The following is a 15,649-nucleotide window of genomic DNA, read 5'->3' on the forward strand; positions in this document are numbered from 1 at the left end:
GGTTTTCCTAAATTCAAGTCAAAAAAGAACAGGCATAAATCCTACAAGACAAACTTTACCAATGGCAACATTGAATTTTTGGGAACAAAGATAAAGCTTCCCAAGCTGGGTAAAGTAAAAATAAGAGACAAACAAATACCACAAGGCAGAATATTAAATGCTGTAATCTCACAAACGCCTGATGGTAAGTACTTTGTATCTCTATGCTGCACCGAAGTAGAAAAACCTGTTTTTAAGCGAACTGACAACTATGTTGGTATCGATCTTGGCTTAAAAGAATTTGCAATTACCTCCGATGGCGGCAAACATCCCCATCATAAATACCTCAAACAGTCACTGGAAAAACTTGCCAAACTGCAAAGAAGCTTGTCCCGAAAAACAAAGGGCAGCGCAAACAGAAATAAAGCAAGAATCAAAGTGGCCAGATTACAGGCACGTATTGCAAATCAGCGAAAAGATATGCTGCATAAACTCTCTCGCAAACTTATAGAAAACTACGATGTTATCTGCTTAGAAGATTTACAAGTAAATAACATGCTGAAAAACCACAAACTTGCCCGTAGCATTATAGATGCCAGCTGGTCAGAATTTACTCGTCAGCTAAAATATAAAGCTCAGTGGTATGGCAAAGAAATAATGCAAATAGATAAATTCTATCCATCAAGTCAGCTTTGTCATAATTGTGGTTATCAAAACAAAGAAATAAAAGACTTTACTATAAGACAGTGGGAATGTCCTGAATGTAAATCACATCATGACAGAGATATAAATGCCGCCATAAACATTCGCAATGAAGGATTAAGAATTTTAAACACAGCAGTGTAATAACATATATAAGAACCGTAGGAACTACGGGGATAGCCTGTGGAGATAATGTAAGACGTGTTTTTTGCGCAACTATCTATGAAGCAGGAACCCTGCGACTTTAGTCGTGGGAGGTTCAGATATATAATGGCAACTACAGCAAGGCTATGCTGGTACGCAATGATAGACGGGCGGCTCTGGAATCTGCTTTTATCAAACAACAGGAACACATAAAAAAAACGGAAGAGTATATTCGTAAGTATAAAGCCGGAATTAAATCCAAGCAGGCCCGCGGACGGGAAAAACAATTGAATCGTCTAGAAAGAATAATACTGCCGCCGGATGTGGGGGGCTTTAATTATTTTCTGTTTAATCCACCAGAAAAGTGTGCACAGCGGGTATTAGAAATTGAAGAGATTGCTTTTGGCTTTGCGGAACAGTATCTGTTTAAGGATTTATCGATGCAAATACGCAAAGGTGACGGTGTGGCATTAGTGGGACCTAATGGTGCAGGTAAAACCACTTTACTGAAATTGGTAATGGGTGAGCTGGAAGCAGCTGGTGGGCGTATAAAAATTGGTAATCGTGTAAAAATAGGTTATTTTTCGCAGCATCATGATGAACTTTGCGGCACAAATTCTGTATTGGCAGAAATCGTCGATGAATATGGTGTTGATGATGAGCAGGCCCGTAATTATCTTGGCGCATTTTTATTCCGTGGAGACGACGTCTATAAAATAGTTAATGAATTATCAGGTGGAGAAAAATCGCGTTTGGCATTATTAAAATTAATGATGGGCGGGGCGAATTTTATAATTCTTGATGAACCAACAAATCATCTGGATATTCCGGCACGTGAAGCGGTAGAAAATGCGTTGATGTCGTTTCCAGGGACATTTATGGTTGTGTCACATGATAGATATTTTCTCGACAAAGTTACTAATTGCACCTATGAATTAGAAAAAGGACAATTGACACAGTATAATGGTAACTATAGTTATTATCGGCAAAAAAAAGCTGAGTGGGAGGCTGAACAAATCAAGCAGCCTGTATTAGAAAAAACTGCTAAGAAAATAGAAAAGCCTGTTGAGAAAAAACCTAAAACAACAGCTAAAGAAAAGAAAGCTATAATTCTTAATGAAGATAAACGACAGGAAGAATTACAACGCTGTGAGGCACAAATAGCAATGCTGGAAGTTGAGCTGAAAGCATTGGAAATGCAGATGAACGACCCGCAGATTCAGCAGCAGCTGGAGACAAGCCAGCAGATAGCTAAAGAATACCAGGCTAAACAGCTGGAAATAGATGCTAAATATAAACGCTGGGATGAATTAATGAATTGATTATAATAATGCAGCGGAAAATAATATTGTAAATTGGGATAAGATTATGGAGAAAATTGAAGGCAGCATTGAAGCAATAATATTTAAAAGCCCTGATAATAGTTTTTGTGTATTTCGGTTAAAACCGGATCAACAAAATACATTGATTACAGTTACAGCAAATATGATAGCACCGTTAATGGGACAAAATGTTTGCATTGAAGGAAATTGGATAAAACATCCGCGCTTTGGACAGCAGTTTAAAGCGGAAAAAATGGATATATCAACACCGGAAACAGCTGATGGCATCGAGCGATTTTTGGCATCAGGAGCGATAGATGGGATTGGTCCGGCTATGGCTAAAAGAATTGTAAATAAATTTGGCAAGGATGCTTTGCAGATAATTGAAAAAGAACCAAAAAAATTATGTGAAGTGGCAGGGATTGGTGAAAAGACAGCCCAAAAGATATTTGCCTCATATAATGAACAGGGTGAGCTGCGGGAAATAATGCTGTGGCTGGAAACACATGGCGTTTCTGGTACATATGCAGGACGTATTTTTGCGGAATATGGCTCTTTTGCCATTGAAATAATAGAAACAGATCCTTATCAATTAGCGCGTGATATTGATGGTATTGGGTTTTTGACCGCTGACCAGATTGCTAATCGGCTGGGCATAGAAAAAAATAGTGACAGCCGTATAATAGCCGGTATTGATTTTTCCTTACAGCAGATAGCAGCTGGCGGTCATTGCTGTGTACCGGAAGATGTTGTCGTGAAAAAAGCGGCTAAGTTGTTACTGCTTGATCATAACAGCGTGCAGCAAAATTTACAGATGCAGCTGCAGACGGGCAATTTATACACAGAATATGTAGGCGGGGTGCAGCTTATCTATCCGTCATATTTATATTTTGCTGAAAAACAGGTAGCACAGCGATTAGAACAGTTAAACGAGGAAATTGTTCCTTTATCAGAAAAAAATGCTAATATGATAATTGCTGATTGGGAATATAATGGACAAATGAAGCTGGCGCAAAAGCAGAAAGAAGCTGTGCTGGCAGTATTAAAAAATGGTGTATTTATTTTAACTGGCGGACCGGGGACAGGAAAAACAACGGTTATTCAAGGGATAATCGCTATACTGGAAAATTTAGGCCAGAAAATTTTACTGGGAGCACCAACCGGAAGAGCCGCTAAAAGGCTGGCAGAAGCTACTGGTAAAAAAACATCAACCATTCATCGTTTACTTGAAGCTAATGGTGTAAGTAAAATGGATGATGATGCATTTGGCAGGGACAGCGATGAGCCGCTTGAAGCTGATGTAATAATTATCGATGAAGTGTCGATGGTGGATATTGTGCTTATGCAGCATTTTTTAAATGCAGTCCCTGATGGTTGTCGTGTGGTATTAGTTGGTGATGTGGATCAGTTGCCAGCAGTTGGCCCAGGAGCAGTACTAAAGGATATTTTGCGTTCGGAAGCTATTAATTCAGTCAAACTTGACGAGATATTCCGCCAAACACAAGAAAGCATGATAATTTATAATGCCCATGCCATAAATGCCGGCCGCATGCCTGATTGTTCAAGCAGTGATGATTTTCTGTTCCATGAAATTACCAATGAAGAAGAAGCGGCAGCAGCAATAGTAAAACTTTGTAAGGAAAAATTACCATTATCAGGCTATAATCCACTTATAGATGTACAGATATTATCACCTATGCACAGACTGCCATGTGGTGTCAGTAATTTAAATAAATTACTGCAGGCAGCACTTAACCCACCAGCCCGCTATAAGCAGGAATATAAAACGCCAATGAATATATTTCGTGTTGGCGACAAGGTTATGCAGATAAAAAATAATTATGAAAAAAATGTGTTTAATGGTGACATTGGTTTTATAAGGGTAATAAATTCCGAGAAAATAGTGATTGAGTATAGCGATAGCGAGGTCGACTACCAATTGGCGGAAGTTAATCAGCTGGTGCTGGCTTATGCCATGAGTGTGCATAAAAGCCAGGGGAGCGAATACAAGATTGTTATTTTACCATTAACGCAGGGACATTTTATAATGCTTCAGCGCAACCTTTTGTACACAGCGGTTACCAGAGCGAAAGAAAAGGTTATATTATTAGGTTCTAAAAAGGCATTATATACGGCAGTGCAAAATAACCGTACGCAAAAACGATATACCCTTTTAGCAGAAAGATTGACGCATAAAGTGAACTAAAGATATGGAGCATTCTTATGAATATATTACAGACAGTGCTTGATTTTTTATATCCGCCGCATTGCCCAGCTTGTGAAAAATATGTTGAAAATACAGGTGATTGGTGTGATTCTTGTTTAGAAAAGACTTTTAATTTTCATATATTGCCAATTGCAGCAGGAAATTATGGGGTACTTTGTCAAATATATGCATTGGGACATTATCATGGTGCTTTGCAGAATTTAATCACAAGGCTGAAATACAAAAATGATATGAATGCTTTAAAATGTATTCATAATTTTATTAATAAAATGGCAGGGCAGATAAAATTACCAGCAGATATTGAAGTAGTAATTGCCGTGCCATTGCATAAAAAGCGCTATGAGCAAAGAGGCTTTAACCAAACTGAGCTTATTTTTGCAAAGCTTTTACAAAAGGCAAATTTGAATTATAGTGACTGTATGGAAAGATGTGCCGTTACTATGCCTCAATTTGAACTTAGCCGTGAAGAACGTTTAAAAAATGTAAAAAATGCTTTTCAATTACAAGCAGGCATTACTATTAAAAATAAAAATTGTTTGCTGCTCGATGATATATTTACAACGGGGGCAACAATGATGGAATGTGCTAAAGTTTTACAGAGAAATGGTGCAGGAAAAATTTATGGCATGGTTTTGGCCAGCGATGCTTAAATACAAGTTTTATTTGTGAATTACGTGAATATGGATTATACTTATAATAAGATTACAATGTAGCAGAAATCGGAGTGAGTATCATAGCTAATAAAATGAAAAATTGCCCGGAATGTGGCAGAGTATTTGTCGATGCAGGGGCGGGTCTATGTAATGCGTGCCTGCGTAAAGAAGAAGAATACGAAATCATAGTTTGTAGTTATTTGCGGGATAATCCCGGCAGTACTATAAGGCAGATATATGAAGCCACGGGAATAAAAGAAAGAACGCTTATGCGCATGATTCGTATGGGAAGGTTCTTGGATGCCGGTGAAATAAAATATCCCTGTGAACGCTGTGGAACACTGATAAATGAAGGTAAATATTGCGAAAAATGTGGTGCAGCTTTGCAAAATGAAATAAAAAAAGTAACAGAATCATTAAATAAGAAAATGCAGAATACTGCCGGGAAAAATGGTAGTGAAACATATTCGACTATAAGAAAAGTATAAATAGCTGAAATTGGGGTGGATGATAATGGCAAATAAAATGAGAAATTGTCCAGAGTGCGGTAAGGTATTTGTAGATTCAGGTGCGGGTATTTGTAATCAATGCATTCGCAAAGATGAAGAAAATGAAATTATAATAGATAGTTATTTGCGTGATAATCCAGGCAGTACAATAAAACAAATACATGAAGCTACTGGGATAAAAGAAAAAACAATTATGCGCATGATTCGCTCAGGCCGATTTGGCTCGGGGGAAGTATCATATCCCTGCGAACGTTGTGGGGCACCAATAAGTGACGGACGTTATTGTGATGAATGTACAGCAGCGCTGCACAATGAGATAAAAAAAGTTTCTGATTCGATGAGTAAAAAAATTCAGCCAGTTAAGCCTAAAGTAGATAACACAGGTAAAAAGAGTCGTGGTATGTACTCTAATAAATAAAGGATTATGTAGATACAAGGAGCAATTAAAAGATAATTGTATAAAACCCTTTATTAAATGCTGTAAAAAGCTGAATATAAAAGTTAATAAATTTGCAAAGAGTGCCGATATTATTGATGAAATAATATCGGTGTTTTTTATGAGGAGGGAAAAAAATGATATTAAATACTAATTCTATTAATGCTATAGCAGGAACGTATATAAAAAGTGTTGAAAAAATATCGACACGAGTAGAAACAAATGCAGCAAATGCAAATTCTAAAGATGAAATCCTATTATCAAATGCCAGCCAGGATTTTGCTCCATATTTACACAAACTTAGTGCTATGGCAGATATGTCGGCAGAAAAAGCAGAAAATTATAAGACAGCCATAAATAGTGGTAAATATGAAGTTGATTCACAAGGAACTGCTAATGACATATTGGATTTGTGTACCTTAAAATGATTTAAGGAAAGTGATAAAAATGTGGGAAGAATTAATAAATATCATTGAAGCCCTTATAAAGACATACTTAAACATGTTGGAGCTTAATGAAAATAAACGAAAAGCCATATTAGCGATAGACATGAAGAGGCTTGATCAATTAATAGATGAAGAACAAAAGTTTATAAATGAAGTTGCCGAAAATGAACAAAAAAGGCAGCAGGTTTTACAGAAAATGATGCAAAAGAATCTTTTTAGCGAAGAAACAGTAACATTTAAACAATTGGTAAAATTTTGTCCCATAGAAAAAAAAGATAAATTTGAAACAGTTAATAAAGAGTTATCAGATACTGTGAAAAAAACAGCTGATTTGAACGATGCCAATAGAATGTTGATGCAGGGAGCATTGACAGCAGTAAATGTTAATTTGAATTCACTAATGCAGGTGAGATCTGAGCCGGATTACGGACATGATGGACAGCAAAAATTTTCTTCACAGAATAAAAAATTTGATTTTAAAGCTTGAGGCAGTATTATGAAATACTTAATAAATATATTAAAAAATCAAAGTGTAAAGTATAAACAACTGTATGAAAGTGTTGAAAAACAAAAAAACTTATTAATAGTAGAGACAACTGCTGAATTTGCACATCATACACATAAAATTGAAATATTAATGAATGATATTCGTATATTGGAACGTAATAAACAAAATTGGTTAAATGATAATGCCTGTAAAATAGAGGATTTAGTATCAGCTAATTCAGAAATTGCTAGTTTATATGATGAAGTATTATTGTTAGCCAATAAGGTTAAACGTATCAATGAATGCAACAGGCTGTTATTGAAAAATAAAATGGAATTTATAACGTTTAATATTAATGTATTAACACAAACAACAGGAAATTCGTCTTATCAATCAGGCGGGGATTTACCTGCTGGAAATTATAAAAAGATTAAGATGTTTGATCAAAGCATATAAGAGGGGGATGTATAATGAGATCGACCTTTGCAGGATTGAATACTATGGTAAGTGGATTACAAAATCATCAACTTGCCTTGGATACTGTAGGACATAATTTAAGTAATGACAGCACTGAAGGATATTCACGTCAGAGTGTAAATTTAACAACTGTGGCGCCTAGTGACCAAATAACGATGTATGGGAAAAGCTATGTGGGCAATGGTGTAGATACTGCTTCGATAACGAGAGCACGTGATATATTCGCAGATAAACATTATTGGCGGGACAATGCGACTAAATCGTATTATGAAGAAAAACAAAATAATTATTCAACAATTGAAAATGTTTTTAATGATTCTCAAATAAATAGTGAAAATGTTGGATTAAAAAGTACTATAAATAAATTTTGGAAGTCTTGGCAGGATTTATCAACGGATGCTAGTAATGATGATTCACGAATCAGTGTTCGCGATACTGGCGCTACTATGGCTGATCAGATAAAAACAATGGCGCAACAAATGCAGCAACAGATTACATCACAATATGGACAGCTGCAATCTGATGTCACAGAAGTAAATAATATTACATCACAACTGGCAGATTTGAATAAAAATATTAGACAGGCTGAAGCCAGTGGCGGAATGGCTAATGATTTGCGTGATAAACGTGATAGCTTAGTCGATAAACTGTCACAATATGTAAAAGTCGATGTAACGGTACAAAGTGATGGTTCATATTCAATAAGCAGTAATGGCAGCGTGCTTGTTGATGGAGACAGCAAACTGACACTTGATTTACAGGCACAAAATAATGATGAATATGGCATTACTGATTACAATTTAGTTTTTAAAGAAACTGGAACGATTTATAATCCTGCAAATGGTGAAATATCAGCAGTACAGGATAATGTAGCAGAGGATAAAAGTTATATTGACAAACTTGCTAATTATTCAGCCTTTTTTCTGACTACGTTTAATGCCCAGCATAAAGAAGGCTATGGTATTGATGGTGCAAACACGACCGACACTAATTTTTTTGGTGAAAATGCCAATTCTTATAGCTGGATAAATAATTCAGCCAGCACATATGAAAAACCTTATATGGAAAAAACGACTGCAAGTGGTTCAGAAAAATTACGTGGCATAAATATAATTAATGAGCTGACAGTGAATACAAAAATTACTGATCCTGGTGGCACCGATTATATAGCAGCCAGAGGTGCCAATGTTTATACTAATAATGAGCCAGACCCGGTTACCGGTGCAAAAAAAGGCGACTATATAGATGCTAGTGGCAATATAGTAGATTATGATCATAGAATTATGGCTAAAAATGGTACGGCTGGGGGAGCCGATGGATCTAATGCGGTTACACTTAGCACCTTGTTTGATACTTCATTATCAGAAGCTGCAATAAATGATCATGTCAGATTAATAGCAGGCAGCGATGGCAATGTGCTAACGCCAGGAGATACATTGAGTTCAACAAATGATAAGTCATTGTATTCATACTATAATGATGCCATGACAGAATTGGGAACAGCCTCCAGTGTTGCTGATAATAATGTTACTAAGATGGGCGCAGTTGTTACACAGCTGGATAATGCTCGTCAGGCGGTATCAGGTGTAAACTGGAATGAGGAACTCACAAATATGATTAAATATCAACAGGGCTATTCAGCTTGTGCCCGGGTATTGACTACAATGGATGAAATGCTTGATAAATTAATAAATAGTACAGGAACCGTAGGGAGGTAATAAAAAATGCGCGTAAGTAGTACAATGATGATAAATAATTACATGAATTCGCTCAATGGTAATTATGATACACAGGCAAAACTTATGGAACAAAATTCTACACAGCAAAAATTAAATAGGCCATCAGATGATCCGGTGGACTATTCCAGATATTTATCATATACCAATAACGATGTATCCAATCAACAATTTCTTACTAATGCCAATAATGGTATTTCATGGATGAACGCAACGGATAATGCACTGGTTAATATTAGTGAACATTTTACCACTGTTGTTGAGCAGACAAATCAAGCTGCTAATGGGACAAATCAAACAGTAGACAATCAAGCGACTGCATCACAGTTATTGGCATTATTGCAAGAAACAATCAGTCAGGGAAATAGTGAATTAGGCGATCGTTATTTATTTTCCGGACAAAAAGATAAAGTTGAGCCATTTAAAATATCAGATGAAAAAATAGAACGGGGCCTGGCAAAAACATTAAACGAAGGACAATCAGAATTTTTTAGTAAAACTGTAAGAATAGCTGGAGTGGATACAAAAGAGCCTGGCGGTACGCAGGTAGGTGGGTTGAATCAGATGCTTAATATGAAAGGCAGCGATGGTAATACTTATTATTTAGATACCAGTACAGGCTATGTCTTTTCACAGGATTTTGTAGAAAATGGTTATAAAGATAAAATTACTGCAGGACAAACTACGGTAACGGCAGCGGATGCTGTAGGGCGCATGGCAATACCAAGCGGGACTAGTACTTTATCTGAATTATCCGGTGGTTCAGGCACATATCCGACTGTTTATGCTGATAAAGCCACATATGACAAAGTGGCTACAGATGTTCGTACTAATTTTACAAATTTATATTTTGATAAAGATGTAAATGGAGCAATTACTACAGCTGGTAAAAATTTAGCAAATAGTGGCAGTGGATTGACAGTTACTGATCCAAGTGTTACTACTGAATTTTCTTTTAATACTATAGAGCAATACGTAGTTAATTATCAAGGTGATGATAATAAAATTTCAATGGTGAAATTAAGCGGTTCGACTGATGAAACGCGTGATAGTGTAAATGTTACAGGCAGTGATGTATTTGGTGATACCGATATTTTTGGTTCATCACATGGCACAGCAACACTGAATAATTTACTTACAGTTGTAGCACAAATGGATGGTGGGAATCAAAAATGGTTGTCAAGTGATGGAATAACCGTAGCTAATAATGCCAAGACTGTACTACAAAAAGCTCAAACATCATTAGCTTCGCGAAATATGGCATATTCTAATGCCGTAAGTACAATGGAAGGTCAAAATACTGTAATTCAGGGCAATATTAATAATGTAAATGGTGTAAATACAGCAGAGCTTGCTACAAAATTAATTACAGCACAAACGATATATAATATATCGATATCTATGGGGAAAAATGTAATACCACAGTCAATTGCTGATTATTTAAGTTAATAATTAATCATATTTATAAAAATGTGAAGTTTAATTAGTAAATATATTTAGAAATATTTATAATGGATTATAGATAAAATAAAGGATTGGTAATATGCAATGTCTAAATATAAGAACGAGTAATTTAGTATTACAGACTAAAAGTAAAATGGCTAAAGCTGATCCTAATATGCCACAGCCAACTAGTAAAGGTGAATACAAAGCACCTAGTGCGAATGTATATGCTGAGCCAATAAAAGTCGAGATAGATGGCAGAAAAACAAGAGAAGCTTTAGGAATATATACTGATGCCGCATTCAATAAAAAGATGGCCAGTGATGGCAAGCAAAAATTTCTTGCGGGTATTGCTCGTAGAATGAGAGAGGGGCGGCAAGCTCGTACCAGTACTTCAACGGGCGTTTTTGCTCAAATAAGCAAGAATAAAATGATACCACCAACGAAAGAAATTCGGGTTACAACTCTGCCATCGCCTGACTTTACAGTTACACCATCAAGGGTAAATGGCGATATCGACCCTGGTATATCTAAAATGCAGATAACAGCTGGAAAATATAAAATGGAATATACACCGCCAAGTGTGGATATCTCAGTAGACCAGTACTCATCTGTAAGGATGTGGACATCAGAAGATAATTATGATACTTATGCATAAATGCTAAAATAAAAAGCATTGTAAGTAGATGAAAAACTAGAAAGGAGGAGGGGCATTACAATACCAGACAGGAAGCAGGTGAAAAAAGGGGAAGTATCTATTGCGTTTTTAAGTAAAAGAATGGAATCGAAAATAGCTAAAACTTATATAGGATAAAAAGGAAGTTATACTATATTCTTTTCAAATAAAAAGGTGATATATATGAAACTGGGAGGAATTTAGATGAGACAGATCGATACTACACGCTTTGGTATGATTGACATTGATGAACAGAAAATAATTAATTTTCCAATGGGAATACCGGGCTTTGAAGAAGATCATGAATTTGTTATGATTCCGTATGATGCCCCTTTTGTATTTCTGCAGTCTGTTACTTCAAGTGATTTAGCATTTATGATGATAAATCCATTTGATTTTTTTAAAGATTACGAAATCCCTATTGATGATGCTGATCTTAATCAATTACAAATTTATGAGAAGGAAGATTTGGCAACATTTTCTTTGTTGACAATAAGGGATAATGATGTTGAAAAAACAACAGCAAACCTTTTAGCTCCGATAATAATAAATAAAAAAACTCATGAAGCAAAACAACTTATATTGAAAAATACGCAGTATACAACACATCATGAATTAGTACAAGCACAGGCTAGCTAAAGCTATAACGAGGGGCAGGGAAACCCATGCTTAAACATGATGTTGTATGTGTGAGTTTAATGAAATATATATCAATAATAAATAACAAATATCACAGTCGTAATTACACATAATATGGGTCCCTCGCACATTAAAAAGTAAGTTAATAAAAATTGATTTACTTTTTAATGTGCGAGGAATAATATATACTTTTGGAGGCACTCGATGAAAGAAATAAATACAACGCGTTTTGGTGATATAGAAATAGACGAAGAAAAGATTATCCATTTTAAAGATGGCATTCCAGCATTTGAAGATGAACATGAGTTTGTTTTGATTCCCTATGGAGATGAGAGTCCATTCTTGTTTTTACAATCAATAAACACATCTGATTTAGCATTTGCTATGGTTAATCCGTTTGTGTTTTTTAGTGATTATGAATTTACAATAGATGATGAAATATTAGAAGAAATGGATATTAAAGAACAGGCTGATTTACTTATATTTGCTTTTTTAACAATACCATCTGGGGACGTTAAAAAAACAACAGCCAATCTTTTGGCACCAATAGTAATAAATCAAAGAACATTTGGAGCAAAACAATTGATATTAGAAAACACTGATTATACAACAAAACATTCCTTAGGAGAAAATACGGAGGATGGTGAATAATGTTAGTTTTAACACGTCGTCCGGGTCAATATATTACAATTGGTGATGATATCGTTATACATATATCTGATGTACAAGGCGGAAATGTGCGAATGGCCATTGATGCACCACGTAACGTAAAGATATATAGAGGGGAAATTTATGAGGCGATTTTAGAAGAAAATAAAAAATCTGCATCACAATTTTCTGATATTGATTTAGGTGAATTATTAAAGAAAAAATAAAAAAATGCCGATAATTATTTGTAAAGGATTTTAGCATATTAAACAGATTTGCATTCATAGTATGAATTAATATTATTAAGGAATTATGCCAATGTTTTGCAAAACTATAAAAGACATTGCAGCAATAAGGGAATAATTTTCAATATCTATGGAGGGAATAATGATGATTGATAAAATTGCCAATAATGCATCAAAAAATCTGACAACTACTAATACTAATATTTCTTTTAATCAGATAAAAACAAATAATAATATAGACAATAACATTAGTGAAACAGCTCAGGTATCAGAAACAAATACTGCAACAGACCAGATAGATAAATTCATAGATGATAAAAAAAATAATAAACAAAAACTATCTGATGAAGATGTAAAAAAATTAACAGACAAACTTAATAAAGAAATGTCAGAGATGAATTTGGAGCTTAAGTTTACTTGGTATGAAGATCTTGACCAATTAGGTGTTAAAATGATTGATTCATCAACGCAAAAAACGATTAAATCATTTCCACCTGAAGAGGTCATGAAGACTTTAGTGAAAACAAAAAAATGGTTGGGTAAGCTTTTAGATAAGAATGTATAAGTACAGGGAGGACTTAAGATGGGAGTAAATGGAATTTATGGCTTATCCTCTGGGATGGATGTAGACTCATTGGTAAAACAATCCATGCAGGCTAAGCAAAAACAATATGATTCAATGTACAAAAAAGAACAGGCAGCAGAATGGACAAAGGATGCCTATAATCAGTGGTATGACAAGTTATCAGATTTTCAGAACAATACGATTTATAAGTATTCATTATCAAGTGGCATGGCACCTAAGATGGCATCCTCTTCTAATAGTAGCGTAGTTACAGCTACAGCTGGTGGTGGCGCAGCCAATATATCACATAATGTTACTATTAATTCTATGTCATCAAATGCTTATTTAAAATCAACAACTGGGATAGACAGAATTTCTGGTGAATCTGGTAGTATAAAATTATCAGATATATTAGGACTTAGCAATATTGATTTAAAGGCTGTAACGGGCGAAACATCAGCTAGTGATAAATTGACATTTACTAAAGATGGTGTAGACTATGAATTGACTGGTAGTCAAATGGATGAAACAGCAATTAGTTTTACACTTCGTGATGGCACTATATCGTTGGATACGAATACTGATACTGAGGTTAGGACAAATCAAACTATTTCTTTTAGTTATCGTGACTTGGCTGAGGGAACATTAAATGATTTAGCTAATAAAATAAGTAATAGTGGTACTGATATAAGTGGAAATTATGATACAGTTAATGATTCGTTTAGTATTTACAATAAAAAAGGCGGCGAGGGTAATTTTATTGATTTAACAGTTGATACAATTGCGTTGCCGGGAGATTTGCCGGCAGGACTTAATGATAGTACGGCTAATACGCAAACATTGCTAAATGCATTAAAATTAGGCTCGTATAATGTTGCTACTGATACTTTGGGGACAGCAATGGCTGGTACTGATTTTTCAGCAACACCAGCTAATCCAGGAGATGCAACCGGGTCAATGTCAGCTAGTGCATTATCAGGTACATCAGGCAGTGTGAAAATTGATGGACGTGAATATAAGACTGATAGTAATCAAATAATGGTTGATGGTGTAACCTACAATCTTGTCTCTAAAGGAACTGGTAGTACAACAGTATCAGTAACGACAGATACTGATACAATTGTAAAAAATGTTAACGAATTTGTCGATAAATATAATGAATTGCTTAAAAGCTTAAAAAGTGATGTTAATACAGCACCCGATAAAAATTATACGGCTCTTACTGATGATGAAAAGAAAGAAATGAGTGATGACCAGGTAAAATCCTGGACAGAAAAGGCAAAGAAAGGGCTTTTGTATAAAGATAGTCCTCTTAGCAGCTTAATTGATGATATGCGCTCAGCAGTAAATCAGCCGATTTCAGGTATTGGTGGTAAGTATAATAGTTTAGCGAATTTAGGTATAGGTGTTTCCGCTGATTGGAATAATGATAAAAGTGGACTACTGAGTGTTGATGAAGAGAAATTGCGCAAAGCTTTAGCTGATGACCCCGATGCAGTATACAAGGTTTTTAATAATCCAGCAGCTGATGATGACAGCAATACTTTTGGGGTGGTAAAACGACTTAATAGTGCATTAACTGATGCTATTGGTAAAGGTGATATTGCCACAGCATCAGGGATAAGAGGACAAGCGGGTGTTACTGATTCGAGTAATATATCAGACCAAAGCAATTGGGGAAATGAAATAGCTAATTGGAAGAAAAAAATGGCTGCTTTTCAAGATGAAATGGATAAGTATCAAGACCAATTATATAAACAGTTTGATGCGATGGAAACAGCAATATCTAATCAGAATTCACAATACAGTTATATATCCAGCTTTTTAGGCGGGTCATAAGAAAAATAGTTAATGATATAATTATGTATATGGTAAGACAGAAGGGAGCATTTGTTAATGCAAAATGCGTCTTATACAGCGCAAGCGTATAGAAGACAGCAGATACTGACAGCAAGTCCGGAAATGCTGACATTAATGCTATATAATGGTGCCATAAGGTTTATAAATGAAGGAATAAAATTTATTGGCGAAGAAGAGAAAGAAAAATCAAATGCATCTCTTTTGCGGGCACAGGATGTAATGATAGAATTAATGTCAAGTCTTGATATGGAGTATGAGATTGCCAAGGAACTTTATCCGCTATATGATTATATTTATCGTGCTTTAATAGTTGGTAATCTTGCTAATAATATAGAAAAGCTAGATGAAGCTAAAGAATTGGTGGTAGAGTTGCGCGATACTTGGCATGAGGCTATGAAAAAAGCAGGTAAAGCAAAGCAGTCCTCATAATATGAATATTTGTGATAGCGGGGTTA

Annotated in this window: 17 protein-coding genes and 1 pseudogene; all 18 read left to right on the top strand. The window is 35.3% G+C overall.

The genetic code is table 11. The features are described from left to right. Positions 1 to 825: RNA-guided endonuclease TnpB family protein (locus tag HNR32_RS09660; protein WP_183862095.1), on the top strand; the 825-nt coding region annotated here is incomplete at its 5' end. A 119-nt stretch (positions 826 to 944) separates the two neighbouring features. Further along, positions 945 to 2,147, top strand: a pseudogene (locus HNR32_RS14380) (ABC transporter ATP-binding protein); the annotation flags it as partial. 46 nt (positions 2,148 to 2,193) lie between these two features. Further along, positions 2,194 to 4,353, top strand: coding sequence for an SF1B family DNA helicase RecD2 (recD2, locus tag HNR32_RS09670; protein ID WP_183862099.1), 2,160 nt, complete (start codon positions 2,194 to 2,196; stop codon positions 4,351 to 4,353). A gap of 17 nt (positions 4,354 to 4,370) precedes the next feature. Beyond that, a complete protein-coding gene (locus tag HNR32_RS09675) occupies positions 4,371 to 5,024 on the top strand; it encodes a ComF family protein (protein WP_183862101.1) in 654 nt (217 codons plus the stop codon). A gap of 74 nt (positions 5,025 to 5,098) precedes the next feature. Next, positions 5,099 to 5,515 carry a flagellar protein gene (locus tag HNR32_RS09680; RefSeq protein WP_183862103.1) on the top strand — a complete coding sequence of 139 codons (417 nt, stop codon included), beginning with the start codon at positions 5,099 to 5,101 and terminating at the stop codon, positions 5,513 to 5,515. A 25-nt stretch (positions 5,516 to 5,540) separates the two neighbouring features. Further along, complete coding sequence (locus HNR32_RS09685) at positions 5,541 to 5,954, top strand: flagellar protein (protein ID WP_183862105.1); 414 nt, start codon at positions 5,541 to 5,543, stop codon at positions 5,952 to 5,954. A 155-nt stretch (positions 5,955 to 6,109) separates the two neighbouring features. Next, on the top strand, positions 6,110 to 6,400 hold the full coding sequence (locus HNR32_RS09690; RefSeq protein ID WP_183862107.1) for a flagellar biosynthesis anti-sigma factor FlgM: 291 nt from the start codon (positions 6,110 to 6,112) through the stop codon (positions 6,398 to 6,400). Positions 6,401 to 6,419: 19 nt separating this feature from the next. Beyond that, positions 6,420 to 6,905 (top strand): flagellar protein FlgN, encoded by a 486-nt coding sequence (locus tag HNR32_RS09695; protein WP_183862109.1) that lies wholly within the window; start codon positions 6,420 to 6,422, stop codon positions 6,903 to 6,905. A 9-nt stretch (positions 6,906 to 6,914) separates the two neighbouring features. Next, positions 6,915 to 7,361: a flagellar protein FlgN gene (locus HNR32_RS09700; RefSeq protein WP_183862111.1), complete on the top strand. Its 447-nt coding sequence runs from the start codon at positions 6,915 to 6,917 to the stop codon at positions 7,359 to 7,361. A gap of 14 nt (positions 7,362 to 7,375) precedes the next feature. Next, positions 7,376 to 9,100: a flagellar hook-associated protein FlgK gene (gene flgK, locus HNR32_RS09705; protein ID WP_183862113.1), complete on the top strand. Its 1,725-nt coding sequence runs from the start codon at positions 7,376 to 7,378 to the stop codon at positions 9,098 to 9,100. A 6-nt stretch (positions 9,101 to 9,106) separates the two neighbouring features. Continuing rightward, positions 9,107 to 10,567: a flagellin gene (locus HNR32_RS09710; protein WP_183862115.1), complete on the top strand. Its 1,461-nt coding sequence runs from the start codon at positions 9,107 to 9,109 to the stop codon at positions 10,565 to 10,567. Positions 10,568 to 10,661: 94 nt separating this feature from the next. After that, on the top strand, positions 10,662 to 11,219 hold the full coding sequence (locus HNR32_RS09715) for a DUF6470 family protein (protein WP_183862117.1): 558 nt from the start codon (positions 10,662 to 10,664) through the stop codon (positions 11,217 to 11,219). Between the two features lie 222 nt (positions 11,220 to 11,441). Beyond that, positions 11,442 to 11,876, top strand: coding sequence for a flagellar assembly protein FliW (fliW, locus tag HNR32_RS09720; RefSeq protein WP_183862119.1), 435 nt, complete (start codon positions 11,442 to 11,444; stop codon positions 11,874 to 11,876). 204 nt (positions 11,877 to 12,080) lie between these two features. After that, on the top strand, positions 12,081 to 12,527 hold the full coding sequence (gene fliW, locus HNR32_RS09725; protein ID WP_183862121.1) for a flagellar assembly protein FliW: 447 nt from the start codon (positions 12,081 to 12,083) through the stop codon (positions 12,525 to 12,527). Further along, the gene (csrA, locus tag HNR32_RS09730) at positions 12,527 to 12,751 is read left to right on the top strand and encodes a carbon storage regulator CsrA (protein ID WP_183862123.1); all 225 of its coding nucleotides are present in this window, start codon (positions 12,527 to 12,529) and stop codon (positions 12,749 to 12,751) included. Before fliW (HNR32_RS09725) ends, csrA begins: the two co-directional genes overlap by 1 nt. A 160-nt stretch (positions 12,752 to 12,911) precedes the next feature. Continuing rightward, complete coding sequence (locus HNR32_RS09735) at positions 12,912 to 13,334, top strand: flagellar protein FlaG (RefSeq protein ID WP_183862124.1); 423 nt, start codon at positions 12,912 to 12,914, stop codon at positions 13,332 to 13,334. Positions 13,335 to 13,352: 18 nt separating this feature from the next. Continuing rightward, positions 13,353 to 15,173 (top strand): flagellar filament capping protein FliD, encoded by a 1,821-nt coding sequence (fliD, locus tag HNR32_RS09740; protein WP_183862126.1) that lies wholly within the window; start codon positions 13,353 to 13,355, stop codon positions 15,171 to 15,173. A 57-nt stretch (positions 15,174 to 15,230) separates the two neighbouring features. Further along, positions 15,231 to 15,623 (top strand): flagellar export chaperone FliS, encoded by a 393-nt coding sequence (fliS, locus tag HNR32_RS09745; RefSeq protein ID WP_183862128.1) that lies wholly within the window; start codon positions 15,231 to 15,233, stop codon positions 15,621 to 15,623. The last annotated feature ends 26 nt before the right edge of the window (positions 15,624 to 15,649 follow it).

This window comes from Pectinatus brassicae (assembly GCF_014201835.1).
GTDB lineage: Bacteria > Bacillota > Negativicutes > Selenomonadales > Selenomonadaceae > Pectinatus > Pectinatus brassicae.

What these genes read in the sequence shown, in the direction of transcription:
- HNR32_RS09700 (WP_183862111.1), top strand. Translation starts at nt 6,915, where the DNA reads ATGAAATACTTAATAAATATATTAAAAAATCAAAGTGTAAAGTATAAA.
- recD2 (WP_183862099.1), top strand. Translation starts at nt 2,194, where the DNA reads ATGGAGAAAATTGAAGGCAGCATTGAAGCAATAATATTTAAAAGCCCT.
- fliW (WP_183862121.1), top strand. Translation starts at nt 12,081, where the DNA reads ATGAAAGAAATAAATACAACGCGTTTTGGTGATATAGAAATAGACGAA.
- HNR32_RS09675 (WP_183862101.1), top strand. Translation starts at nt 4,371, where the DNA reads ATGAATATATTACAGACAGTGCTTGATTTTTTATATCCGCCGCATTGC.
- csrA (WP_183862123.1), top strand. Translation starts at nt 12,527, where the DNA reads ATGTTAGTTTTAACACGTCGTCCGGGTCAATATATTACAATTGGTGAT.
- HNR32_RS09710 (WP_183862115.1), top strand. Translation starts at nt 9,107, where the DNA reads ATGCGCGTAAGTAGTACAATGATGATAAATAATTACATGAATTCGCTC.
- fliW (WP_183862119.1), top strand. Translation starts at nt 11,442, where the DNA reads ATGAGACAGATCGATACTACACGCTTTGGTATGATTGACATTGATGAA.
- HNR32_RS09715 (WP_183862117.1), top strand. Translation starts at nt 10,662, where the DNA reads ATGCAATGTCTAAATATAAGAACGAGTAATTTAGTATTACAGACTAAA.
- fliD (WP_183862126.1), top strand. Translation starts at nt 13,353, where the DNA reads ATGGGAGTAAATGGAATTTATGGCTTATCCTCTGGGATGGATGTAGAC.
- HNR32_RS09690 (WP_183862107.1), top strand. Translation starts at nt 6,110, where the DNA reads ATGATATTAAATACTAATTCTATTAATGCTATAGCAGGAACGTATATA.
- fliS (WP_183862128.1), top strand. Translation starts at nt 15,231, where the DNA reads ATGCAAAATGCGTCTTATACAGCGCAAGCGTATAGAAGACAGCAGATA.
- HNR32_RS09695 (WP_183862109.1), top strand. Translation starts at nt 6,420, where the DNA reads ATGTGGGAAGAATTAATAAATATCATTGAAGCCCTTATAAAGACATAC.
- flgK (WP_183862113.1), top strand. Translation starts at nt 7,376, where the DNA reads ATGAGATCGACCTTTGCAGGATTGAATACTATGGTAAGTGGATTACAA.
- HNR32_RS09685 (WP_183862105.1), top strand. Translation starts at nt 5,541, where the DNA reads ATGGCAAATAAAATGAGAAATTGTCCAGAGTGCGGTAAGGTATTTGTA.
- HNR32_RS09735 (WP_183862124.1), top strand. Translation starts at nt 12,912, where the DNA reads ATGATGATTGATAAAATTGCCAATAATGCATCAAAAAATCTGACAACT.